Source organism: Streptomyces sp. NPDC000941 (assembly GCF_053599555.1).
Map to the genome: position 1 here is coordinate 1 of NZ_JBSFMM010000175.1, position 23,751 is coordinate 23,751.

Here is a 23,751-nt window from a genome sequence, read left to right on the forward strand (position 1 = left end):
GGTGTGCGCGGGGGGGGGGCCAAACACACACCCCCCACCCGCCTGCCCGCCCGCCCCGGCCCCCCCCCCCCCCCCCCCCGCGACACTGGAGAACTCGTACGGAAGCGCGGCGCTGCCGGGCGCTGCCCGGCAGCGGCAGGACGATCGTGATCATCCCAAAGCCGTTCGCCACGGGGCTGGGGCAGCGGGCAGGCCAGCGAGGCGGCGTACGGCGGTGAGCCCGTCGCCGTGCCGGGCCAGCGCCAGCCCCGCGCGGGAGGGTCTGGTCGCGGGCGACGACCACTAGACCCAAGGCCGGGCGCCGGTGGCGTCCTGGTCCAGGTGATCACGCCGGGCGGCCCCTCCGCGCCCTTACTTGCGCCTACGCGTAAGGCCATGAGTCCGGCCCGGGGCCGTCAGTCGCGCGGCGGTGTCGGCTGCCCCAGCAGGGCGAGGAAGGACCGGAAGGCGGCCGGCATGTCCACCGCCTCCGGGTCGTGCAGCCACTGGTACTGCAGCCCGTCCATCACCGCGACGAGCAGCGGCGCGGCCTCCTCGGGCCGCAGGCCCCCGGGTAGCCGGTCGCCGAACTCACCGCGCAGGGTGGCCGCCATATCGGCGCGCACCCGCTCATAGCGCCGGGTGAAGAACTCGCGGGCCGGGTGGTCGTCGGTGACGCTCTCGCCGAGCAGGGCGGAGAAGGTCTGCACGATCCCCGGCCGCATGGCGTTGTACTCCACCAGCGAGGCGAGCAGATCCAGCGGCCAGGCGGTGGACTCGTCGCGCCGCGCGGTGCCGGTGTCCCACTGGTCGCGTTCGGCGAGCACCGCGACGAGCAGGGCCTCCTTGGTGGGGAAGTAGTGCAGCAGACCCTGTTGGGTCAGGCCGACGCGCTCGGCGACCGCGCTCAGGGTGGCGCCCCGGTAGCCGCGCTCGGCGATCACTTCGAGCGCACAGCGGACGATCTCGGCGCGCCGCTCCTCGCCGCGCGCCCCGCGTCTGGCGCCGCCGCCCCCGGCCCCGCCCCCTCCCTTCCGTGTCCGCTCGGCCATCGCCGTCCCGCCTTCCCGCTCGCCGCCTGAGGCACTCGCCGCCTGAGGCATTCAAACAGAATAACGAAACGGTAACTATGCCTACCCGGCTACAGGTCATCGCGGGCGGGCCGGTCCACCATGGCCTGGACCGACCGCAGCGATCAGGAGGTTCCGCCGTGACGGCAGTGGAGAACGCGCTGGGCAAGCTCGATCTGGACACCAAGGCGCGGCTGCTCTCCGGCCAGGACATGTGGTCGCTGCCCGCCGTCCCCGAGATCGGGCTGCGCTCACTGGTGATGTCGGACGGCCCGATCGGCGTGCGCGGGGTGCACTGGAGCGCCGACGACCCGTCCATCGCCCTGCCCAGCCCCACCGCCCTGGCCGCCACCTGGGACCCGGAACTCGCCCGCCGGGCGGGCCGGCTGCTCGCCCAGGAGGCGCGCCGCAAGGGTGTGCACGTACTGCTGGCGCCGACCGTCAATCTGCACCGCTCACCGCTGGGCGGCCGCCACTTCGAGGCGTACAGCGAGGACCCGTACCTCACCGGCGAGATCGGCACCGGATACGTCACCGGCGTCCAGGAGGGCGGGGTCGGCACGACCGTCAAGCACTTCGTCGCCAACGACGCCGAGACCGAGCGCTTCAGCGTCGACAACCGGGTCGGCGCGCGGGCGCTGCGCGAGCTGTATCTCGCCCCCTTCGAAGCCATCGTCAAGAACGCCCGCCCCTGGGGCGTGATGGCCGCCTACAACGGCGTCAACGGCTCGACGATGACCGAACACCGTGAACTCCAGCAGGGGGTGCTGCGCGGCGAGTGGGGGTTCGACGGCTTCATCGTCTCCGACTGGCTGGCCGCCCGCGACACCGTACGGGACCTGCTCGGCGGGCTCGACGTCGCCATGCCGGGGCCGCGCACCGTCTACGGCGAGGCGCTGGCCGCCGCCGTACGGGCCGGGGAGGTCCCCGAGGCCGACGTGGACGAGGCGGTGCGCCGGGTGCTGACTCTCGCCGCCCGCGTCGGCGCCCTGGAGGGCCTGGACGGGGCGGCCCCGGCCGTGGCCGCCGCCGACCGGCCCGAGGCTGTGGACGGCGCGGCGCCGGCCCGCGAGATCGCCCGCCGCTCCTTCGTCCTGCTGCGCAACGAGCCAACCCCCGACGGGCACCCTGCCCTGCCGCTCGACCCCGCCCGCCTGACGGGCGTCGCGCTGCTCGGCGCGGCGGCCCGCGACGCCCGGGTGCTCGGCGGCGGCTCCGCCCAGGTCTTCCCCGAGCGCGTCGTCTCGCCGCTGGAGGGGCTGCGCGCCGCCCTGCCCGAGGGCGTTCTGACCTACGCCGTCGGCGCCGACCCCACCGATGAACTCGCCCCGGCCGCCCAGGGGTTCGAGCTGCGCGCCGTCGTACGTGCCGAGGACGGGCGGACGCTGGGGGAGTCGCGGCTGCCGAACGGGGAGGTGCGCTGGCTCGACGACTTCCCGGAGGGGGTGACGTACGAGGAGTTGCACACCGTCGAGATCACCGGCACCCTCGCCCCGCGCGAATCCGGCCGCCACACCTTCGGCACCCGGGGCCTGGGCGCGTTCCGGCTGACCGTCGACGGCGAGGTGCTGTACGACGGGGTGCAGGACATGGAGGACGCCCGCGACCCCTTCGAGGCGTTCTTCGGCGTGCCCAAGCAGCGCGCGACCGCCGAACTGACGGCGGGCCGGCCCGTACCGATCAGCCTCACCTGCTCGGTCGTCAAGCTCGAGGACGCCCCGCTGCAGGCCGTGTCCCTGAGCCTGATGCACCGCGCCCCCGAGCGCGACGCCGACGAGCTGATCGAGGAGGCCGTGGCGGCAGCGTCGGCGGCCGAGGTCGCCGTGGTGGTGGTCGCCACCACCGAGCGCGTCGAGAGCGAGGGCTTCGACCGCTCCGATCTGCGGCTGCCGGGCCGTCAGGACGAGCTGGTACGGCGCGTGGCCGCGACCGGCACCCGTACCGTCGTGGTCGTCAACTCCGGTTCGCCGGTGGAGATGCCATGGCGCGAGGACGTCGCCGCGGTGCTGCTGAGCTGGTTCCCTGGCCAGGACGCGGGGCTCGCGCTCGCGGACGTCCTGCTCGGCGCCGAGGAGCCCGGCGGGCGGCTGCCCACCACCTGGCCGGCCCGGCTGGCCGACGCCCCGGTCAGCGAGGTCCGGCCGACGGACGGCCGGCTGAGCTACGACGAGGGCGTGTTCATCGGCTACCGCGCCTGGGAGCGGCGCGCGGCGCAGCGGCCGGAGGACGCTCCGGCCCCCGCGTACTGGTTCGGCCACGGCCTCGGGTACACCGAATGGGCCTACGAGTCCGCCGAGTTCACCCCGGCGGCGGCGCCGGGCGGCGCCGACCTGGGCACCCTCACCGTCGAGGTCCGCAACACCGGGGCGCGGGCGGGCCGGGAGGTGGTCCAGGTCTATCTCGAGGTGCCCGAGGACGAGGACGAGGGCGACGGCGACGGCGAGGAGCGCCCGGTGCGCCGCCTCGCCGGGTTCGCCTCCGTGACCGCCGAGCCGGGCGGCAGGGCACGGGCGGCCATCACGCTCCCGCGCCGGGCCGCGGAGGTCTGGGACGAGTCCGCACACGCCTGGCGGCTGATCCCCGGCGCGTACGCCGCGCAGACGGGCCGCAGCCTGGCCGACCGCCGACTGTCCGTGCGGGTGGCGGTGGCCTGAGCCCCTGTTAAGGCGCAGTGATGCGGCGGTAGGCCATCGCCGCGAGCTGTTGCTGGCCCTCCTTGCTCGGGTGGAACCAGTCCCATTTGCTCAACTCATCCGTCGAGAACTGGTAGTTGTGCACCGCGTCGTCGTACCGGCACAGCGCGTCCTGGGAGCAGACGGACTTCAGCACCGCGTTGTACTCGTCCACCCGGTCCTCCACCCGGCGGCGCCGCTGCTCCGCCGCGGGGTCGGTGGCGTCGGCGTCCTTGAGCATCGACGGGCAGATCCCCAGCTTCCAGATCTGCCGCCCCAGCACGTTCTTGCGCCCCTCGGACCACAGCCGCTTCAGGTCCGGCACGCTGGCCACGTACACCTGCGTCTTGGGCAGGTCGTGGCGCAGCGTCTTGAGCGCGGCGCTGAAGTCGGCGCGGAAGTCGGCCGTCGTGGTCATGTCGTCGACGGAGGAGCGGCAGGCGTCATTGGCGCCGATCAGGACGGTCACCAGCTGCGGCTTCCGGGTGACCGCCGACTGGAGCTGACCGGACAGGTCGGCCATCACCGCGCCCGTCTTGGCGTAGTTCCAGGTGCGGGTGGCGGAGCGGGAGGTGGTGGGCAGCAGCCGGCGGGCGAGGCTGTTCACCTCCGTCCCGGTGGACCAGGACACCTCGGGGCAGTCGGACAGCACGGAGCAGGCGTCGAAGCCGCGGGTGATGGAGTCGCCGAGGGAGGCGATGGAGTCGGGCTTGGTGTTCCACAGGACGCTGGGCTTGGCGGCGGGGCGCTTGCCGCTGCGGGAGCCGCCGGGGTGTGCGGCGTCGTCGGGGCCGCCGAGGCAGCCGCCCGACGCCAGTACGGCGGCCGTGGTGAGCAGCGCCACACCGGTGCGCGCGGCGGTGGTGGCGGTGGTCGTGGTGCGGGTGGTCGTGGACGCGAACCGTGCCCCCGGAAATGTCCGGCGCCGGCGTGCTGTGCTGCCCCGCATGGCTGTTCCCCCTCCGACTCTTGGGTGATTCTGTCCAGGACCGACGGTACGTCACTCCTCCGGCTGCACCGCGCGGTAGCTTTTTCCCGTGCCAGTTGAGCTCCGCCCCTGGCGGGAGCGGGAGCGTTCCGGTACGGGCAAGTTACCTGGCGTCACATCGTGTCCGTTTTCAGAAGAATTCTGCCCGAAAAATTTCACTGCAGGTAACCTCGGGACTGGTGCGAGGGTGATCATTAGGGCAGAATGTCTAGTGCTGTCCCGGCCATCACCGGTACGGACACGAGGCCGCTGGGGAAGGCGTACCTCGAGAACCGCACAGGAGGCCCAGGTGACGACACGTGGAGTTCTGTACATCCACTCCGCTCCGCGCGCGCTGTGCCCGCACGTCGAATGGGCCATCGCGGGCGTACTCGGCGTGCGCGTCACCCTCGACTGGATCAAGCAGCCCGCCGCGTCCGGCACTTGGCGCGCCGAGTTCTCCTGGCAGGGCGAGGTCGGCACCGCCTCCAAACTGGCCTCCGCGCTCCGCGGCTGGCATCTGCTGCGCTTCGAGGTGACCGCGGAGCCGTGCGCCACCGCCGAGGGCGAGCGCTACAGCTCCACCCCCGACCTCGGCATCTTCCACGCCGTCACCGGAATGCACGGCGACATCCTGATCCCCGAGGACCGGCTGCGCGCCGCGCTCGCGCGCGCGGCGCGCGGGGAGAGCGATCTGCAGGCCGAGGTCGCCAAGCTGCTCGGCCAGCCCTGGGACGACGAGCTGGAACCTTTCCGCTACGCGGGAGAGGGCGCCCCCGTCCGCTGGCTCCACCAGGTGGTCTGAGCCCGGCAGCCGGGTCCGGTTCGCCCTGGGACCCGCTCCAGGATCTAAGCGGCCCCGGGGAAGTAGGGGTGGGTTCCCGCGTCGTCTGGTGCGGTGCATCGCAAGGCGGAGGATCGCCCTCGTACTGGGCGTACTCGGGCGACTCCGACAACGCGGCGAGGTGCCGTACCAGGCGGCGTGGGGGCCCGCCTCTACTTCCTCGGGGTCGCTTAGCGTTCTGGTATGACCGAAAACCTCTCCCCATCCCGTCCCGCACGATCCGTCGCGGTCCTCGGCACCGGCATCATGGGCTTCCCGATGGCCCGTAACCTCGCCGGAGCCGGACTCGAGGTCCGCGCGTGGAACCGCACCCGCGCCAAGGCCGAGCCGCTGGCCGCCCACGGCGTGCGGGTCACCGGCACCCCCGCCGAGGCCGTGGACGGCGCCGACGCCGTGCTGACGATGCTGTACGACGGGCCGGCCGCCCTCGACGCGATGCGGCAGGCCGCCCCCGCGCTGCGCCCCGGGATGGTGTGGGCCCAGTCCACCACCGCCGGTCTCGGCGCGCTGGACGCCCTCGCCGCGTTCGCCCGGGAGAGCGGGCTGGTCTTCGTCGACGCGCCCGTCCTGGGCACCAAGCAGCCCGCCGAGAGCGGACAGCTGCTGGTGCTGGCCGCGGGCCCGGAGCCGGCCCGTACCGTCCTGGGCCCCGTCTTCGACGGGATCGGCGGCCGGACCGTGTGGGTGGGTGAGCGCGCCGAGGACGGCGCGGCCACCCGGCTCAAGCTGGTGGCCAACAGCTGGGTGCTCACCGTCACCAACGGCACCGCCGAGGCCCTGGCCCTCGCCAAGGGGCTCGGCGTGGACCCGCGCGCCTTCCTGGTCGCCGTCGCGGGCGGGCCGCTGGACATGGGCTATCTGCGGGCCAAGGCGGAACAACTGCTCAGCGGCCGACTGGAGGCCAGCTTCGCGACCAGGACCGCCGAGAAGGACGCCCGGCTGATCGTCGAGGCGGGCGAGCGCGCGGGGGTGCGGCTCGACGTGGCGGCCGCGGGCGCGGAGCGGTTCCGGCGGGCCACCGAACGGGGCCACGGCGACGAGGACATGGTGGCCTCGTACTTCGCCAGCTTCGACGAATCCTGAGCCCGCACAGCACGCGCAAGGCCCGTACGGTCACTCATCGCTGAGCGGCCGTACGGGCCTTGGTGTCGCAGAGGGCTCAGACCGTAAGGCTCAGACCGACCGGAAGGCCAGCACCACGTTGTGGCCGCCGAAGCCGAACGAGTCGTTCAGCGCCGCGATGGTGCCCGCGGGCAGGGGGCGCGGCTCGCCGCGCACGATGTCCCCGTCCGCCTCCGGGTCGGGGCTGTCCAGGTTGATGGTCGGCGGGGCCAGCCGGTGGTGCAGGGCCAGCACCGTGGCGACGGTCTCCACGCCGCCCGCGCCGCCGAGCAGATGGCCGGTCATCGACTTGGTGGCGGAGATCGCCATGTGGTCGACATCGTGGCCGAAGACCTTGCGCAGCGCCTTGATCTCCGCGACATCGCCCTGCGGGGTCGAGGTGGCGTGCGCGTTGACATGCGCGATCTCGGCCGGCTTGAGCTCGGTGGCGTGGACCAGGTTCTGCAGTGCGTGCGCGATGCCGCTGCCGGACGGCTCCGGCTGGGTGATGTGGTGCGCGTCGGCGGAGATGCCCTGGCCGACGGCCTCGGCGTAGACCCGCGCACCGCGCCGGGCGGCGTGGTCGGCCGACTCCAGGACGACGATGCCCGCGCCCTCGCCCATCACAAAGCCGTTGCGGCCGGTGTCGTACGGACGCGAGGCGCCCTGCGGGTCCTCGTTGTTCTTCGACATCGCCATCATGTTGCCGAAGGCGACGATGGGCAGCGGGTGGATGGACGCCTCGGTGCCGCCCGCGACGACCACATCGGCGCGGCCGGTGCGGATCATCTCGATGGCGTAGCCGATGGCCTCAGCGCCCGACGCACACGCGCTGACCGGGGTGTGGACCCCGGCGCGGGCGCCGATCTCGATGCCGACGTTGGCCGCCGGGCTGTTGGGCATCAGCATCGGCACGGTGTGCGGGGACACCTTGCGGACGCCCTTCTCGCGCAACACGTCGTACTGGTCGAGGAGGGTGGTCACGCCGCCGATACCGGAGGCCACCACCGCGCCGAGCCGGTCGGGGTCGACCGGAAGGCCCGCCGCGGCGGCTGATGTCTCCGCTCCCGCCCTGGCGGTGAAACCGGCGTCCGCCCAGGCCTCACGGGCCGCGATCAGCGCGAACTGCGCCGAGCGGTCGAGCTTACGGGCCTGCGGCCGCGGGATGATGGTGCCCGGCTCCACCGCGATGCGCGCGGCGATACGGACCGGCAGGTCGGCCGCCCAGTCCTCCTCGAGGAGGCGGACGCCGGACCGCCCGGCGAGCAGTCCTTCCCAGGTGGAAGCGGCGTCGCCACCCAGCGGCGTCGTGGCACCAACACCGGTGACGACCACGGTGCGATTGGTCGAACTCACAGGATTTCCTACTTTACGTGGAGAGAAGGTGCTGGACCTGCCACCGCTCGGGTGGCGACAGCGCCCGGGCTCAGCCCTGGTGCTTGAGGATGTAGTCGGCGGCGTCGCCGACGGTCTTGAGGTTCTTGACGTCGTCGTCCGGGATCTTCACGTCGAAGCGCTCTTCGGCGGCGACGACGACCTCGACCATGGACAGCGAGTCGACGTCCAGGTCGTCCGTGAAGGACTTCTCCAGCAGGACGTCCTCGGTCGGGATACCGGCGATCTCGTTGACGATCTCGGCGAGACCTTCGACGATCTCTTCCTGGGTGGCGGCCATTGCGGCGCTCCTTCTTCGGGTGATTGCGGTGAGTGCGCAGCGTCCGACCTGTTCGGGGCTGCGTGGGATCTTGACTAAGGGAGGGTAACGACCGTCGCTGCGTACACGAGACCCGCCCCGAAGCCGATGACGAGCGCGGTGTCGCCGCTCTTCGCCTGCCCGGTCGCCAACAGCCGCTCCATGGCGAGCGGAATGGAGGCGGCCGAGGTGTTGCCGGTGGTCTCCACATCACGGGCGACCGTGACATGCTCCGGCAGCTCAAGGGTTTTGACCATCGAGTCGATGATCCGCATGTTGGCCTGGTGGGGGATGAAGACGTCGAGGTCCTGCGGGCTGACCCCGGCGTCGTCGAGGGCCTGCTTGGCGACCTTGGCCATCTCGAAGACCGCCCAGCGGAAGACCGCCTGGCCCTCCTGGGTGATCGCGGGGAAGCGTACCTCAGCGGCCTGCTGGTCGCGGTACACGTCCCACGGCAGCGTCTGCATGATGGTCTCGGACTTGTCGCCCTCGGAACCCCAGACGGTCGGGCCGATCGCGGGCTCGTTGGACGGGCCGACGACCACGGCGCCCGCACCGTCGCCGAACAGGAAGGCCGTCGCGCGGTCCTCCAGATCGGTCAGGTCCGACAGCCGCTCCACGCCGATGACCAGGACGTACTCCGCGGTGCCATCGGTGACCATGCCCTTGGCGAGGGTCAGGCCGTAGCCGAAGCCCGCGCAGCCCGCCGAGATGTCGAACGCGGCCGGCTTGCCCGAGCCCAGCAGATGGGCGATCTCGGTCGCCACCGCGGGGGTCTGCTTGAAGTGCGAGACGGTCGCGACGACCACGCCACCGATCTGCTCCGGCGTCAGGCCCGCCGCGGCGATGGCCTTGCCGCCCGCCTCGACGGACATCGTGGCCACCGTCTCGTCCGGCCCGGCCCAGTGCCGCGTGGCGATCCCCGAGCGGCTGCGGATCCACTCGTCGGAGGAGTCGATGTGCTTGAGGATCTCCTCGTTGGGCACCACGCGGTGCGGACGGTAGCCGCCGACACCGAGGATGCGCGCGTACGGTGCGCCCTTGCTGGGCTTGATCTTCGCGGTCATGCTCTGGGAGCTCCTATTCGGCCGGGGTGCCGGCGACCGGAACAGCGTGCTCGGCGATCAGCGCACGGGCCGCCTCGAGGTCGTCGGGAGTCTTGAGGGCCAGCGTCTTGACGCCCGGCAGGGCGCGCTTGGCGATGCCGACGAGTGTGCCGCCCGGCGCCACCTCGATGATCGCGGTGGCACCCAGCTTCTGGAAGGTCTCCATGCACAGGTCCCAGCGGACCGGGTTGGACACCTGGGCGACCAGCCGCTGGGCGACCTCTGAGCCGGAGGTGACGACCTGTCCGTCCCGGTTGGAGACGTAGGGGAGACGCGGATCGGCGACGGGGGCGCCCTCCATCAGCGTCTGGAGCGCCGAGACCGCCGGGGCCATGTGGTCGGTGTGGAACGCGCCCGCCACCTTCAGCGGTACGACCCGGCGCACCCCCTCCGGCTTGTCCTCGGCCAGCGCGGCCAGCTGTTCCGCGGTGCCGGCCGCCACGATCTGGCCGGCGCCGTTCACATTCGCCGGGGTCAGCCCGAGCTTGGTCAGATGGGCGACGACGTCGTCCTGCTCACCGCCGAGCACCGCGGCCATACCGGTCTCGGCCTGCGCCGCGGCCTCCGCCATCGCGAGCCCACGGCGGCGGACCAGCACCATGGCGGCCTCGTCGGTCAGCACACCGGCGACCGTGGCCGCCGTGATCTCGCCGACGCTGTGCCCGGCGCTCGCGCCGAGCGAATCCCGGTACTCCTCGGCGCCCTCGGAGAACAGGGCGTGGGCGGAGGCGAGCCCCGCGGCCACCAGCAGCGGCTGGGCGACGGCGGTGTCCCGGATCTCCTCCTCGTCGGCCTTGGTGCCGTAGTGGATCAGATCGAGGCCGGATACGGCGGACCACCACGTCAACCGTTCGGTGACGCCGGGGAGGTCGAGCCAGGGGGTCAGGAAGCCAGGCTTCTGGGCGCCCTGGCCGGGAGCGACGAGTACGAGCACCCTCACACTCTCTCTTGTGGTCGGTCTCGACCGCCCGTGAGGACAAGGACGAAGAACCGTTAGGGGAATTGTTGGACTCCGACAAAGACCTAGCCCTGGGGGCCCGCGTCGGCCAGACGCCCCAGGATCAGGGCTATGCGCAGAGTAAACGCCGACCGCACATCGGAAGGCGACCATCCGGTGACGTCGGTCACACGTCGTAGCCGGTAGCGCACGGTGTTCGGGTGAACGAAGAGCATGCGTGCCGCGCCTTCCAGACTGCTTGCCTGCTCCAGATACACGCTCAGAGTTTCCAGCAGGGCAGACCCCGCCTCCTCCAGCGGTCTGTAGATCTCCTCCACCAACTGGTCACGCGCCGCCGGGTCCGAGGCCATCGCGCGCTCCGGCAGCAGATCGTCCGCGAGCACCGGCCGCGGTGCGTCCGGCCAGGCGGTGCACGCCTTGAGCCCGGCCGCCGAGGCCGCCGCGGACTTGGTCGCGGCCAGCAGATCGGAGACCACCGGGCCCGCCACCACCGGACCCGCCGCGAACGGCCCGATCAGCGCCTTTGCCGCCTGGAGCGGATTGTCCGAGCCGCCCGCGACCACCACCAGCCGGTCGCCGAGAACACCCGTGAGCACCTGCAGCTTGGCGTGCCGGGCGGCGCGCCGGATCGCCTCCACGGTCAGCTCACTGTCCCCGTCGGGCGCGGTACCCAGCACCACGCACACATGCTCCGGGGCGTTCCAGCCCAGGGCGGCGGCGCGGGACAGCGCCCCCTCGTCCGCCTCCCCCGACAGCACGGCATTGACCACCAGCGACTCGAGCCGGGCGTCCCACGCACCCCGGGCCTCGGCCGCCTGCGCGTACACCTGCGCGGTGGCGAACGCGATCTCCCGCGCGTACACCAGCAGCGCCTCGCGCAGCACCGACTCGTCGCCGGGGGCCGCCACCTCGTCGATCGCGGACTCCATGACCTCGATCGTGGTGCGGACCATCTCGACGGTCTGCCGCAGCGTGATCGCCCGGGTCAGCTCGCGCGGCGCGGTGCCGAAGACATCGGTGCTGATGGCCTGCGGGGCCTCCGGATGCCGGAACCACTCGGTGAACGCCGCGATGCCCGCCTGGGCGACCAGCCCGATCCAGGAGCGGTTCTCCGGCGGCATCGCGCGGTACCACGGCAGCTGCTCGTCCATGCGGGCGATGGCGCTCGCTGCGAGCTTCCCGGAGGACTTCTCCAGGCGGCGCAGGGTGGCGCTGTGCGGATGAGGGCTGTTCGCGGCTGGTTGTGGCACGAGGACAAGACTGCCTTATCGGATGACGAGGGTGGGGGCGTGGGTACTGTGGGCCGGGTGATGTGGGTACAGCGCGCCGGTGAACGGTACCGGGGTGGAGACGGGGCGGGCATCGAGACGCGCCACGCCTTTTCCTTTTCTGGGTATTACGACCCGGAAAATGTGCGATTTGGGTCACTCGTGGCCTGCAACGAGGAGCGGCTGGCGCCGGGCGCGGGCTTCACTGAGCATCCGCACCGCGATGTGGAAATCGTCACGTGGGTGGTCGAGGGCGAGCTCACCCACGAGGACTCCACCGGAGGCCGCACCGTGGTGCGCCCCGGCGATGTGCAGCGGCTCAGCGCGGGCGGCGGGGTGCGGCACAGCGAGCGCAACGAGGGCCCCGAGCCGCTGACCTTCGTCCAGCTGTGGCTGACCCCGGCACCCGGATTCACCTCGGCGGACGCGGGCGCCGAGCCGGTGTACGAGGTGGTGCGCGGCCTGGCCGACTCCGCGCCGTACGCCCTGGAGCGGGCGGACGCCACGCTCCACCTATGGCGGCCGGCCGAGGGGGAGCGCGTAGAGCTGCCGGCCGCGCCCTGGGTGTACGCGCATGTGGTGCGGGGGGAGATACGTCTCGCCGAGCAGACCCTGACGGCGGGGGACGCGGCGCGGATCACCGACGGGCGGGGGCTTTGGGCCCATGCCCTGAGCGGGGCGGAGCTGCTGGTGTGGGCGATGCGCGCGGAGCCGCCGTACGGCTGATCGCGCCGCGTACGCAGGTTCAGGCGCGCAACTCGGCGAGAACAGCGTCGGTCAGCGCGGGCCAGACCTCGATCGCCCAGGGGCCGAAGGCGCGGTCCGTCAGCGCCACACAGGCCGCCCCCGCCTCCGGGTCCACCCACAGGAACGTACCGGACTGCCCGAAATGCCCGAAGGTGCGGGGCGAGGACGCGGCGCCCGTCCAGTGCGGCGACTTGCCGTCGCGTATCTCGAAGCCGAGCCCCCAGTCGTTGGGCCGCTGGTGACCGTAGCCGGGCAGCACCCCGCTCAGGCCGGGGAAGGCGACGGAGGTGGCCGCCGCCAGCGTCTCGGCGGCCAGCAGCCGCGGGGCCTGCAGCTCGGCCGCGAAGCGGACCAGGTCGGCGACGGTGGAGACGCCGTCCTTGGCGGGGGAGCCGGGCAGCTCGGTCGAGGCCATGCCCAGCGGCTCCAGCACCGCCTGGTGCAGATAGTCGGCGAAGGGGATGTCGGTGGCCTTGGCCATGTGATCGCCCAGCACCTCGAACCCCGCGTTGGAGTACAGCCGGCGGGTGCCGGGCGGAGCGGCCACGCAGTGCTCGTCGAAGGTGAGCCCGGAGGTGTGGGCGAGCAGATGGCGGACCGTGGCGCCCTCGGGCCCTGCCTGCTCGTCCAGCTCGACCGCACCCTCCTCGACGGCGACCAGCACGGCGTACGCGGCGAGCGGCTTGGTGACCGAGGCGAGGGGGAAGCGATGGCCGGCCGGGCCGTATGATCCGGCCACCGTGCCGTCCGCGCGCACGACGGCGGCGGCCGCCGTGGGGACGGGCCAGTTCTCGATCAACCGCAGGCTCTCCATGCCCCAGAGCCTAGTGCCGGGTGCCGTGTGCACTCATCGGGCCCAAGATTTCGCCAAAACTCCGCTTGCTTGGAGTGCACTCCAAGTCAATAGCGTTGAGAACGGCGTAAGGGCTTATGGATCAACGACCGGATCTACGACTGCGAGAGGGCGGCGAGGCAGCATGACCGTGTTGGAGAGCGTGCCGGTGAAGGTGAAGACATGCGCGGGGACGGCCACCCACCCCCGGCCCACCGGACAGGACCGCTACACGATCAGCGAGGTCGTCGCCCACACCGGGCTGTCGGCGCACACCCTGCGCTGGTACGAGCGGATAGGGCTGATGCCGCATGTGGACCGCACCCACACCGGCCAGCGCCGCTTCACCAACAAGGACCTCGACTGGCTCTCCCTCGTCGGCAAGCTCCGGCTGACCGGGATGCCGGTCGCGGACATGGTCCGCTACGCCGAGCTGGTGCGCGAGGGGGAGCACACCTTCGGCGAGCGCGAGGACCTGCTGACCGCGCACCGGGAGAGCGTGCGGCAGCGGATCGCCGAGCTTCAGGACACCCTGCAGGTCCTCGACTTCAAGATCGATATCTACGCCGGTGCCCGCCGGGTGACGGAGCGGGCCTGAAAGCCATGAGCAATACATTTCCGGAACTCGCCGGAAAAGCATTGCAGGGTGGAATTGGTCCCGGTGGTGCTTTTTGTCTTCCGGATCCCGGTCTTGTCGCCCGTTCATTCAGGGAATAACAAATAGCGCTTCCCTTTCCGATACCCACTTCACTAAGATCTGCACCATGTTTATTCGTCGGATGTTAAGAGCAACCGTCGGCTTCGCTGTCGTCGCCGGTGTTGCTTTCACGGGGACCGTCGAGGCCGGCGCGCAGTCGGCGCAGACCGCCGAGAGCCACAAGTCGGCCGCTGAGCAGGTGCTCTACTACAACCACTCCTACGGAGTCCTCGACCGCGAGACGGCCGACGCCGTGGAGAATTCGGACTTTCTTCGGGAGTTCGCCAATTTCGAGGTCCGTACCACGAGCAGTGGCAACCTCACCTGGAAGGGCCGTTACCTCTACGGCGGCCAGACCTACATCGAGCTGTTCGGGGCCGGCGACCTGCCGGGCCAGGACGCCAACTTCGGTTCCACCTCCGTCGCGTACTCGGCCGAGCACGACGGCGACCTGGCGAAGGTGAGCCAGAGGCTGCGGGACCAGGGGTACAACAACCTGGACGAATTCCTCCAGCAGCGTAACTTCGGCGACGGCGTCCTGGTGCCGTGGTTCGACGGCGTGCAGTTCCCCGTCGCGGACTATCCCTATGACGCCTTCGGCGCGTGGGCGATGGAGTACCGGGAGGAGTACTTCTCCGACCCGCGCAGCAAGACCGGTCCGGCGAGCTACCCCGGTGACACCAGCCGTCAGCGCTATCTGCCGGACACCTACAAGGACCACCAGCTGAAGGACCTGACCGGCATCCGCTTCGCCGTCACCGAGCGCGACCTCAACACGCAGATGCCGCTGTTCGAGGCCGGCGGTCTTGACATCAAGAAGGTCCCGGGCGGTGCCATCGTCAAGGACGGCCTGACCACGATCCGGTACGACGTGGTTCCGGCCGACAAGGTGGGTCTCAAGCAGATCCAGATGTCGCTCAACGCGCCGGTGGACGACCGGCACGAGGAGCGGATCGGCAACTCGACCCTCGTCGTGGGCCCCGGCGACCACGCCGTCTGGACCTTCGACAAGCCGTAACGCCACACAGCTGACGTCATACGACAGCGCCGGTCTGGATCCGTCCAGGCCGGCGTTGCCGTGTTCGCGTAAGAGCCCCCTCACACCAGACCGTGGCGGCAGTCGCCGCCCTGGTCCGCGCCGTCCGCGCAGCTGACCGCCGCGTAGCGACCGAGGGCGATCCGCGCGAAGTTGCGCAGCGACTCCGTACCGGGGGCGAAGTAGCCCGTATGGCCGTGGGCCCGGTCCGCGGAGACCACGCGGGCGCCGAAGGACGGGTCGGTCGGGTCCTCGCCGTGGCCCAGGCCAAGGAAGTCGAAGCCGGTCACCCGCCGGACCCAGTCGGAGCCGTCGCGCGCCGCCCAGACCCGGGCGGCCGGGCCCAGGTCCGCGGCGTCGTCGGCACGTACGCCGGGGGAGCCGAACACCACCAGATCGGAGATCTCGGCACCGTCGAGGCGGGAGGCGGTCAGCCCGCAGACGACAGAGCCGTAGCTGTGGCAGAAGACGGCCGGCGGGGCCTGCGCGGCATCGCCGGCCGTCGCGGCCAGACCGGCGAGGAAGCGGTCGAGGCGGGGCACACCCGCCTTGGCGAGGCGGCCGGTGGCGGCGTCCGGGCCCAGGCCCAGCGGGGTGGTGTAGCCGACCCATACGACAACGGCCGTACGGACCCCCGGCGCCTCCCGGCCCATCTGCGCGCGCAGCGACCTGGCCATGCCCGCCGCGGAGCCGTACGGGTGGTGGTCCGTACGGTCGAAGGTCGACAGGTCCGTGTCGGAACCGGGGACGAGAACCGCCGTGCGCTGCGCCGCCATCAGGTCCCCGAACACCTCGGCCACCTGGCCACGGCCGCGCGGATCGAAGGCCAGGATCCGGCGGCCGGGGGCGAGGAGCCGGGTGTACCGGTCGATGAGCGGGCTCTTCGGGTCGGCGGCCCGCTCCTTGGCGCGCTCCTCCCGGATCGCGAGGGCGTTGGCGGTGTAGCGCAGCGCCACCGGCGCGCCGTCGAGATTGCCGACGACGCTGGGGTGGCGCAGCGCCAGGGTCCGCTGCTGGGACGCGGTGAGCCCGGCGAAGAAGCGCGCGATCTCGGCGGGCGGGGCGGTGGCCGGATCGGGCAGCCGGCCCGCGGCGCCGGGGACCGGCGAGTGGTCCGCGCGCCAGGCGGCCGTGCCGGGCGGCGGGCCGGTGACGGGCTGCTGCTCATGGGCCAGGGTCCAGCCGACGGTGCCCGCCATGACGGTGACCATGAGCGCGGCGGTGATCAGGCTGCGGGCCCGGTGCCTGCCGACCTGTGTATGCGACATGGTCGCGTCCCCCTCCGTTGTGCGATGACGGAGGGAAACGTAGGAAGGTGGTGGGTGGCGAAGCGTCACACCTCGGAGCCAACTGCCGGGTCATACCTGGGTAGGGGTGGTCCGAGACGGGGCGCTGGTTATTGGCCCGGTGTCACCAGGCCCGATTCGTACGCGAAGATGACCGCCTGGGCGCGGTCGCGCAGCCCCAGCTTGGCGAGCACCCGCCCGATATGCGTCTTGACGGTCTGTTCGGCCAGCACCAGGGACTCCGCGATCTCCTGGTTGGAGAGACCACGGGCGATCAGCTCCAGCACCTCGGTCTCGCGCGGGGTGAGCCCGCTGCGCCGCGCCGCGAAGTTCTTGCGCGGTGCGGGGCGCTGCCGGGCGAAGTCGGCGATGAGGCGGCGGGTGACGGACGGGGCGAGCAGCGCCTCTCCGGCGGCCACGATCCGTACGGCCGAGATGAGATCAGCGGGCGGCGCGTCCTTGAGGAGGAAGCCGCTGGCGCCCGCGCGCAGCGCCTCGTACACATAGTCGTCGACGTCGAAGGTGGTGAGCATCAGCACCTTCGGGCGGTGGGTGACGCCGGGCGGCGGGTCGAGTATTCGCCGGGCCGCCTCCAGGCCGTCCATCTCGGGCATCCGGACGTCCATGAGCACGACGTCCGGGTGGGTGCTGCGGCTGACGTCGACCGCCTGCTTCCCGTCGGGGGCCTCGCCGACCACGTCGATGTCGCTCTGCGCGGCGAGCAGCGCGGCGAAGCCGGCACGCACCATGGCCTGGTCGTCGACGATGATCACCCGGATGGTCATGGGGCGAGAGGGTACCTTTCCGCGCCGTCTGTGCTTTCTGTGTGTGCCGGGCCGTCGCCCGCTCGGCTGTCGTCCGTGTTGTCGGTGGACTCCGCCACCTCGACGAGCGGGAGCCGGGCCGCGAGCCGGAAGCCGCCGTCGGGCAGCGGGCCGGTGTCCAGGGTGCCGCCGACCAGCCGGACGCGCTCGCGCATGCCGACCAGGCCGTGGCCGGTGCCGCTGGTCTCCAGGGGCGGTCCCGGTGTGCCGCTCGCCGGGCCGTTGACGACCAGCACGGTCAGCCCCGTACGGTCGGCGGAGGCCAGGATCGACACGTTCGTCGGGGCGCCCGGAGCGTGCCGCACCACATTGGCCAGCGCCTCCTGCACGATCCGGTACGCCGACAGGTCCACCGCCTGCGGCAGCGTCCCGAGCGCGGCCACGTCCTTCGCGATCGACAGCGTGGTGGGTATCCCGGCCCGTACGGTCGCCTCGACCAGTTGTGGCACCCGGTCGAGCCCGGGCTGCGGCGCGCGCTCCCCGCGCGCGTCCTCGCTGCGCAACACGCCCAGCAGCCGCCGCATCTCGGCCAGGGACTCGCGGGCGGTGGCCGCGATGGTGCCGAACTCCCGCGCCGCCTCGGGCGGGAGGCCGCCGATCCGGTACGGGGCGCTGTCCGCCTGCACGGTGATCACCGACATATGGTGTGCGACCACGTCGTGCAGCTCGCGCGCGATCCGGGCGCGCTCCTCCAGCAGGGTGCGGCGGGCCCGCTCCGCCTCGCTGATCGTCTCCTGCTCGGCCAGCCGCCGCTGCGCGTCCCCGCGTTCCCGCAGCGCGCCGCCGACCAGCAGCACCACACCGCCGAGCACGAACAGCAGCACATTGGTGCCGTCGCTGTACCTGGCGCCGGGTATCCCCAGGAGCACGCCCACACCGCCGGTGACCAGCCAGACCGCGACCAGGGTGCGGCGGGGCTCGCGCAGCGCGAGGAAGAGGAGGAGGAAGAGATAGCCGATGATGTTGGGCGGCTGCCACGGCCAGCTGCGCTCGGGGAGGTCGGCGTAGCCCAACACCGCGAGCGCGCCGACGGTATCGGCGATGAAGGCGATCCACCAGGCGGGCAGCGGACGGGTGACGGCCAGCAGCAGCGGCCCGGCCTGGGCGGCGGCCAGTATGCTGGCCAGCCCGCCGTTCAGGCCGTAGTCGTTGGTGAGGAGCTGGGCGGTGACCGGGACCAGGATGATGGTGAGCAGGCCCGCGACTGCGTACGGCAGCCGCCGCCGCCAGCGCCTGGAAGACCTGGCGAGCAGCGGGGTCGCGGGGTATGTGGGAGTCACGAGCGCCCGTGCGAGGGAAGTGGTGTGCTGTCGGGTGGCCGACAGCAGGCTCTCGTGCGCGGCGGACGGCACAGCGGGGGACGGCACGGCGGTGGACGCCCCTGACGCCCCGCGGTCGGGCGGCGTCTTGGCTTGCGGCGGCTGGGACATGGCGGCTTACAGCGTAGGGGTGACGGCGCGCCCGGACGTCATACCCCGGTATCGGGTTGTCCTCAGCTGCTCCCCCAGGTGCCCCGGGCCGTCAGAGCTCCGCCAGCAGTTCGGCCTTCTTCGAGCTGAACTCGTCGTCCGTCAGCAGTCCCGCCGTATGCAGTTCGCCGAGATGGCGAATGCGGTCCGCGATATCGGCGGGGTCGCGCCGCCCTGGCCGGGCCGCCGAGCGGGCGCGGCCCGCGGACGGGCCCAGGGCGGAGCTCCGTACGGCCTCCAGCACGGCTGCGGCGAACGGCAGCGACTCGTGGACCAGGCCGTAGCCCAGGCCGAAGACCACGGCGGCGGGGTCGTGGTCGGGCCGCGTCACGGTTCCGGCGCTGCCCGCGCCCGCCGAACCGGATGCGCCCGCGCCCGCACCCGCACGCGCCCCGCCCATGCCGGCGGCCGAGCCGTCCGCGCCGCCGCGCCCGCCTTCCGCCCCGTGCTCCAGCAGCCGCAGATAGCCGCTGCGCCCCTGTTTGGGGGAGCCGCCGGCGCCCCCTTTGGACTCCGGTGAGCGCCATTCGACGCCTGACAGCTCGTCGATGCGGAAGCGCTGGTCCCCGGCCTTCCATTTGGCCGAGGAGGCTCCGGTCCAAAACCAGCGGAACGAGATGGCCTTGCCGTCGAAGGACGCCTTGCCGTCGTACGCCTTGAACGACAGCGGCGGCGTGGGCGCGGCGACCAGATAGGACTCGGCCGCGGTGGCGGCCGCGGGGCCGAGGGCGGTGCGGATCTCCTCGGCGTAGTACTCGGCGAGCGATCCGCGCTCGGCGGGCAGCACCAGGCGGTACGGGTCGCCCCCGTCCTTGAGCTGGCCGTCTGCGGCGTCCATCAGGGGGTCGGCGCCGGGTCTGGGCACGGCGCGCAGCACTATCGTCCCCCGTTTGCCGGGGGTGACCTCCACCGCGGACAGCGCCTCGTAGGGGATGCGACGCTCGCCGAGCGCCTGCAGCAGCTTCGGCGTACGAATCCCCCGTTCGAAGCGGATGAGCACGGAGTCGGTATCGAACTCCCAGACGGTCTGAAAACCGGCCAGCACATCACCCATGCGGCTCATCGTATGCGGCGGGGGCCCGCCCGTCCCCCCTCGGAGGTTACGCGCGTCAAATCAATTTGCGCCGTCAGCTAATTTTCAGCCGTCAGCTCAGGTTCCCACTGTCAGCTCGGGGCCGATGGCAGGGGACGGATGGGGCAGATCGGGCTGCCGGACGGGGCAGCTCGGGCTGTCCAGCGGGGCAGATACGGCCGTCAGCTCAGACCGGAGCGGCAGGTGTCGTCGTCCGCGCAGCGCACGGACTGGACCGAGCCGATCCCCACCCGGGCGAAGTTCTCCAGGCTGGTGGTGCCCGGCTCGAAGTATCCGGCGTGCCCTTGTGCCCCGTCGGCGGACAGGACGCGGGCTCCGAAGTCCGAGGAGACCGGGTCCGCGCCGTGGCCGAGCCCGCCGACCTCCACATGCGGGATGTCCTGGATCCAGTCGCCGGAGTCGCGCATCGCCCAGACCCGGGCGCCGGTGCCCAGATCGGAGGCGTGGTCGGCGCGCATTCCGGGGCTGCCGGCGACGGCGATATCGGTGACCTTGGGCGCCAGGTCGCGGGCGGCCACCCCGCACACCACCGAACCGTAGCTGTGGCACATCAGCGAGACGCGGGTGAGCGCGGGCAGGCCGTTGACCAGCGCGCGCAGCCGCAGGGCGCCCTCGGCGGCGAGCTTGCCGGTGGCGGCGTCCATGCCGACGCCGCTGGGGGAGGTGTAGTCGGCCCAGGCGATGACGGCGTTGTTGCCGTTCGGGTCGAGGGCCCGCTCGGCGTCGTGGAGGGCGCGGGCCATGCCGTCCACCGCCGTGTAGCCGCGCTTGTCCTTCTGGAAGCTCAGGATGTTGGTGTCCACACCGGGCACCACGACCGAGACGCGGCCGGCGTGTTCCAGGTCGCCGAAGACCTCGGCGGCCCGCCCGGAGCCGGTGGGGTCGAAGGCGAGGATCTGCCGGTGGCCGCGTCGCAACTCCTCGTAGCGCTCCATCCGGCGCCCGGCGTTCTGCCGGCCGAGCGGGGTGAGCGCGCTGTCGTGCATCCGCTTGCGCTCGATGTTCCGGGCCCGGGTGAGGGCGATCCGGTTGGCGTGGTAGCGCAGTTCCACCGGCGCGCCGTTCATATTGCCGAGCACCAGTGGGTAGCGGTGGGCCAGGCGCTCGCGCTGGGCGGCGGTGAGCGAGTCCAGGAAGCGGGCCAGCCGGCGCGGCGGGCCGGACGGGTCGGGGAGGGCCAGGCCGCCCGGGGGGCCTCCGGCGACCGCCGGGAGGTGTCCCTTGCGCCAGGCGGCCAGCTCCACGGCCAGCGACCCCGCGGGGCCTTGTCGCTGCCGCATGGCGGTCCAGCCGGTGGTGGCGAGCAGGACGAACACCACCGCCAGGGCGAGCAGCGCACGCCAGGCGGTGGAGCCGGGGGAGGGGGAGCCGAGCTCAGAGAAGGGAGTCACCGCGGGACACCCTAGGAGACGGGTGGCGGTGGCTGCCAAATGCCGTGACGCTTCTCACGTTTGAAGGGGATTTCGCCGGGGGCTTTTTACTGGGTTTGTCTGATTTGGGATTATCTGTCCCATCGTTCGGCCAGCGCCGCCCCGACATGGTCGAGATGGGAGGCGGTCAGGCCCCGCAGCGACTCCATGCTGGTCCCCTGGCGCTCGCCCCACAGCCGGCCCGCCACCCGGATCGCCCCGCCGAACGCCGCGACCACCAGGCGCGGCCGCGGATCCGCGTCGACGTCAAGCCCCTCGCGGCGGGCGATCTCCCGGGCCAGCCGCTCCTCCAGCTCGGCGGTGCGGCGCAGATGTACGGCCAGCAGGGCGGGGGTCGACTCGATCACGCAGTACATGCGCATATGAAGGTCCTGGGGGACCAGCCGCGCCACGGCCTCGCCGATGGTGTCCCAGGCGTCGAGGATGGCGCCGTGCAGGGCGGCGAGCGGGGCCTCGTCGGCGGGGCGGTCGACCAGGGCGGCGAAGAAGTGGGACTCCGCCACATCCTGGGCGGCGAAGGCGACTTCCTCCTTGTTGGCGAAGTACCGGAAGAAGGTGCGCTGGGAGACGTCGACCGCGTCCGCGATCTCGTCGACCGTCGTGTGGTCGTATCCGTTCCGGGTGAACAGCTCCAGGGCCGAGTGCACCAGGGCGGCTCGTGTGCGTTGCTTCTTGCGTTCCCGAAGTCCCGCTGGTGGCGGGGCCACCGCCTGGTCCGTTGTCACCTGTGAGGGCTCTCTTTCTGGCGTGTTCGGGCCGCTCACCATACCCGTGGGAAAGCTGACAGTTACCGAATGGTGAACTTGTTTGTCAATTGTCAGCGACTGACACTAGCCTCCCCACATGACGTCTGAGACCACCGTCGCCCACGCGGCGCCGGAACCTCCCATACCCGATCCCCCGAAGGGACTGCGGGGCCACCCATGGCTGACGCTGCTGACCGTCGCCATCGGTGTGACGATGGTCGCCCTCGACGGCACGATCGTCGCGATCGCCAACCCAGCCATCGCCGAAGACCTCCACGCCTCGCTCGCCGACGCCCAGTGGATCACCAACGGCTATCTGCTCGCCCTCGCCGTCTCGCTGATCACGGCCGGCAAGCTCGGTGACCGCTTCGGTCACCGCCAGACCTTCCTGATCGGGGTCGTCGGCTTCGCCGTCTCCTCGGCCGCCATCGCCCTGTCCGGCAGCGTGACCCTGCTGGTCGTCTTCCGCGTACTCCAGGGCCTGTTCGGCGCCCTGCTGATGCCCGCCGCGCTCGGCCTGCTGCGCGCCACCTTCCCGGCCGAGAAGCTCAACATGGCCATCGGCATCTGGGGCATGGTGATCGGGGCGTCCACCGCGGGCGGACCGATCATCGGCGGTCTGCTCGTCGAGCACGTCAACTGGCAGTCCGTCTTCTACGTCAACGTTCCCGTCGGTGTCCTGGCCCTCGTCTTCGGGCTGGCCATCCTCAAGGACCACCGCGCCGAGAACGCCCCCAAGTCCTTTGACATCCCCGGTATCGCGCTGCTGTCCGGCGCGATGTTCTGCCTGATCTGGGCAGTGATCAAGTCCGGCGAATGGCAGTGGGGCGACTCCCGGACGCTGCTGTTCCTCGGGATCTCCGTCGTCTGCTTCGCGGCGTTCGCGTTCTGGGAGACCAGGACCAGCGAGCCGCTGCTGCCGCTGCGCATGTTCCGTTCCGTCCCGCTGTCCGCCGGCACCGTGCTGATGGTGCTGATGGCCTTCGGGTTCATGGGCGGGATCTTCTTCGTCACCTTCTACCTGCAGAACGTGCACGGTATGAGCCCCGTCGACAGCGGGCTGCACCTGCTGCCGCTGACCGCCATGATGATCGTCGCCTCGCCGCTGGCCGGGCTGCTGATCACCAAGCTCGGGCCGCGGATCCCGCTGGTGGGCGCCATGCTGATCACCTCCGTGTCGATGTTCGGCGCCTCCACCCTCGACGTGGACTCCTCCACCGGCGAGATGTCCCTTTGGTTCGGCCTCCTCGGCCTCGGGCTCGCCCCCGTGATGGTCGGCGCCACCGAGGTCATCGTCGGCAACGCGCCGATCGAGCTCTCCGGCGTCGCCGGCGGCCTCCAGCAGGCCTCCATGCAGGTCGGCGGCAGCATCGGTACGGCCGCGCTCGGCGCGGTCATGGCCGCCAAGGTCGACGACGACCTGCCCGGCGCCTGGCAGCGGGCCGGCCTTGGGCCGCTGTCCGGGCAGCAGTTGGACCAGGCGTCCAAGGCGGTCGAGGTCGGCAAGGCCCCGCTCGCCCCGAACACGCCGCCGGACATGGTCGACAAGATCACCGGCGTGGCGCATCACACCTTCGTGTCAGGGATGGGCGTCGCCTTCACCGTCGCGGGCGTCGTCTCGCTCCTGGCGGCCGCTGTGGCGGCGTTCACCAAGCGCGGCGACAACGCGGAGGCGGGCGCGGGAGCGGCCCACATCTGACCGGTGTCCGGCGGGTGCCTCGGCCCGGCGAGAGCTGGCCCGGGCATCCATCGGGCTGGCCCGGGCACCCGCTGGCCCGGGCACCCGCTGGGCCGGGCACCCGCTGGGCCGGGCACCCGCCGGGCCGGGCCGGGGCCTCGGGGCCGCGGGGGCTGTTCTCCCGCGGCCCCGCTCGCGGTATCGCCACGCGACTCCGCCGCGCACTCGCAAACGCCGGGCGGGCTGGATCAGATA

The 23,751-nt window shown here is 71.9% G+C and carries 21 protein-coding genes; 7 read left to right on the plus strand and 14 right to left on the minus strand.

Annotated elements, in window-relative coordinates:
* Positions 1-395: 395 nt before the first annotated feature.
* Entirely contained in the window at positions 396-1,031 is a 636-nt protein-coding gene (locus ACWDSL_RS38805) for a TetR/AcrR family transcriptional regulator (RefSeq protein WP_450492681.1), read from the minus strand.
* Positions 1,032-1,198: 167 nt separating this feature from the next.
* Here ACWDSL_RS38805 and ACWDSL_RS38810 point away from each other — a divergent pair, with 167 nt between their 5' ends.
* On the plus strand, positions 1,199-3,703 hold the full coding sequence (locus ACWDSL_RS38810) for a glycoside hydrolase family 3 protein (RefSeq protein ID WP_450492682.1): 2,505 nt from the start codon (positions 1,199-1,201) through the stop codon (positions 3,701-3,703).
* A gap of 7 nt (positions 3,704-3,710) precedes the next feature.
* Here the strand turns inward: ACWDSL_RS38810 and ACWDSL_RS38815 are convergent, their stop codons facing one another.
* Positions 3,711-4,670: an SGNH/GDSL hydrolase family protein gene (locus ACWDSL_RS38815; RefSeq protein ID WP_450492666.1), complete on the minus strand. Its 960-nt coding sequence runs from the start codon at positions 4,668-4,670 to the stop codon at positions 3,711-3,713.
* Positions 4,671-4,998: 328 nt separating this feature from the next.
* Between ACWDSL_RS38815 and ACWDSL_RS38820 the strand changes: the two genes are divergently transcribed.
* Together ACWDSL_RS38820 and ACWDSL_RS38825 are read left to right on the plus strand one after the other, a co-directional pair.
* The gene (locus tag ACWDSL_RS38820) at positions 4,999-5,493 is read left to right on the plus strand and encodes a DUF3145 domain-containing protein (RefSeq protein WP_089506493.1); all 495 of its coding nucleotides are present in this window, start codon (positions 4,999-5,001) and stop codon (positions 5,491-5,493) included.
* A gap of 222 nt (positions 5,494-5,715) precedes the next feature.
* Positions 5,716-6,615 (plus strand): NAD(P)-dependent oxidoreductase, encoded by a 900-nt coding sequence (locus ACWDSL_RS38825; protein ID WP_450492667.1) that lies wholly within the window; start codon positions 5,716-5,718, stop codon positions 6,613-6,615.
* A gap of 90 nt (positions 6,616-6,705) precedes the next feature.
* Here the strand turns inward: ACWDSL_RS38825 and ACWDSL_RS38830 are convergent, their stop codons facing one another.
* The 5 genes from ACWDSL_RS38830 to ACWDSL_RS38850 all read right to left on the minus strand — a co-directional run bounded on the left by ACWDSL_RS38830 (position 6,706) and on the right by ACWDSL_RS38850 (position 11,640).
* Entirely contained in the window at positions 6,706-7,989 is a 1,284-nt protein-coding gene (locus ACWDSL_RS38830; protein WP_450492668.1) for a beta-ketoacyl-[acyl-carrier-protein] synthase family protein, read from the minus strand.
* A 70-nt stretch (positions 7,990-8,059) separates the two neighbouring features.
* Complete coding sequence (locus tag ACWDSL_RS38835; RefSeq protein ID WP_065958912.1) at positions 8,060-8,308, minus strand: acyl carrier protein; 249 nt, start codon at positions 8,306-8,308, stop codon at positions 8,060-8,062.
* A gap of 74 nt (positions 8,309-8,382) precedes the next feature.
* Entirely contained in the window at positions 8,383-9,393 is a 1,011-nt protein-coding gene (locus ACWDSL_RS38840; RefSeq protein WP_450492669.1) for a beta-ketoacyl-ACP synthase 3, read from the minus strand.
* 13 nt (positions 9,394-9,406) lie between these two features.
* Positions 9,407-10,366: an ACP S-malonyltransferase gene (locus tag ACWDSL_RS38845; RefSeq protein WP_450492670.1), complete on the minus strand. Its 960-nt coding sequence runs from the start codon at positions 10,364-10,366 to the stop codon at positions 9,407-9,409.
* An 89-nt stretch (positions 10,367-10,455) separates the two neighbouring features.
* Positions 10,456-11,640, minus strand: a complete 1,185-nt coding sequence (locus ACWDSL_RS38850; RefSeq protein WP_450492671.1) for a PucR family transcriptional regulator — start codon at positions 11,638-11,640, stop codon at positions 10,456-10,458.
* Between the two features lie 60 nt (positions 11,641-11,700).
* Here ACWDSL_RS38850 and ACWDSL_RS38855 point away from each other — a divergent pair, with 60 nt between their 5' ends.
* Positions 11,701-12,384, plus strand: coding sequence for a pirin family protein (locus ACWDSL_RS38855; protein ID WP_450492683.1), 684 nt, complete (start codon positions 11,701-11,703; stop codon positions 12,382-12,384).
* A gap of 19 nt (positions 12,385-12,403) precedes the next feature.
* Here the strand turns inward: ACWDSL_RS38855 and ACWDSL_RS38860 are convergent, their stop codons facing one another.
* Positions 12,404-13,219 (minus strand): serine hydrolase domain-containing protein, encoded by an 816-nt coding sequence (locus ACWDSL_RS38860; protein ID WP_450492672.1) that lies wholly within the window; start codon positions 13,217-13,219, stop codon positions 12,404-12,406.
* 163 nt (positions 13,220-13,382) lie between these two features.
* Between ACWDSL_RS38860 and ACWDSL_RS38865 the strand changes: the two genes are divergently transcribed.
* Together ACWDSL_RS38865 and ACWDSL_RS38870 are read left to right on the plus strand one after the other, a co-directional pair.
* Complete coding sequence (locus tag ACWDSL_RS38865; RefSeq protein WP_450492673.1) at positions 13,383-13,835, plus strand: MerR family transcriptional regulator; 453 nt, start codon at positions 13,383-13,385, stop codon at positions 13,833-13,835.
* A gap of 181 nt (positions 13,836-14,016) precedes the next feature.
* Positions 14,017-14,952, plus strand: coding sequence for a DUF5829 family protein (locus ACWDSL_RS38870; protein ID WP_450492674.1), 936 nt, complete (start codon positions 14,017-14,019; stop codon positions 14,950-14,952).
* Positions 14,953-15,032: 80 nt separating this feature from the next.
* Here ACWDSL_RS38870 and ACWDSL_RS38875 read toward each other — a convergent pair whose 3' ends face one another.
* The 6 genes from ACWDSL_RS38875 to ACWDSL_RS38900 form a co-directional block, all read right to left on the minus strand.
* The gene (locus ACWDSL_RS38875) at positions 15,033-16,238 is read right to left on the minus strand and encodes an alpha/beta hydrolase (RefSeq protein WP_450492675.1); all 1,206 of its coding nucleotides are present in this window, start codon (positions 16,236-16,238) and stop codon (positions 15,033-15,035) included.
* A 128-nt stretch (positions 16,239-16,366) separates the two neighbouring features.
* Positions 16,367-17,041 carry a response regulator gene (locus ACWDSL_RS38880; RefSeq protein ID WP_385630132.1) on the minus strand — a complete coding sequence of 225 codons (675 nt, stop codon included), beginning with the start codon at positions 17,039-17,041 and terminating at the stop codon, positions 16,367-16,369.
* Positions 17,038-18,510, minus strand: coding sequence for a sensor histidine kinase (locus tag ACWDSL_RS38885; RefSeq protein WP_450492676.1), 1,473 nt, complete (start codon positions 18,508-18,510; stop codon positions 17,038-17,040). Before ACWDSL_RS38885 ends, ACWDSL_RS38880 begins: the two co-directional genes overlap by 4 nt.
* 91 nt (positions 18,511-18,601) lie before the next feature.
* Positions 18,602-19,603: a DUF4429 domain-containing protein gene (locus tag ACWDSL_RS38890; RefSeq protein WP_450492677.1), complete on the minus strand. Its 1,002-nt coding sequence runs from the start codon at positions 19,601-19,603 to the stop codon at positions 18,602-18,604.
* Between the two features lie 200 nt (positions 19,604-19,803).
* The gene (locus ACWDSL_RS38895) at positions 19,804-21,033 is read right to left on the minus strand and encodes an alpha/beta hydrolase (protein ID WP_450492678.1); all 1,230 of its coding nucleotides are present in this window, start codon (positions 21,031-21,033) and stop codon (positions 19,804-19,806) included.
* A 110-nt stretch (positions 21,034-21,143) separates the two neighbouring features.
* Entirely contained in the window at positions 21,144-21,797 is a 654-nt protein-coding gene (locus ACWDSL_RS38900) for a TetR family transcriptional regulator (RefSeq protein WP_450492679.1), read from the minus strand.
* Between the two features lie 118 nt (positions 21,798-21,915).
* Here ACWDSL_RS38900 and ACWDSL_RS38905 point away from each other — a divergent pair, with 118 nt between their 5' ends.
* Entirely contained in the window at positions 21,916-23,517 is a 1,602-nt protein-coding gene (locus tag ACWDSL_RS38905; RefSeq protein ID WP_450492680.1) for an MFS transporter, read from the plus strand.
* Positions 23,518-23,751 lie beyond the last annotated feature (234 nt).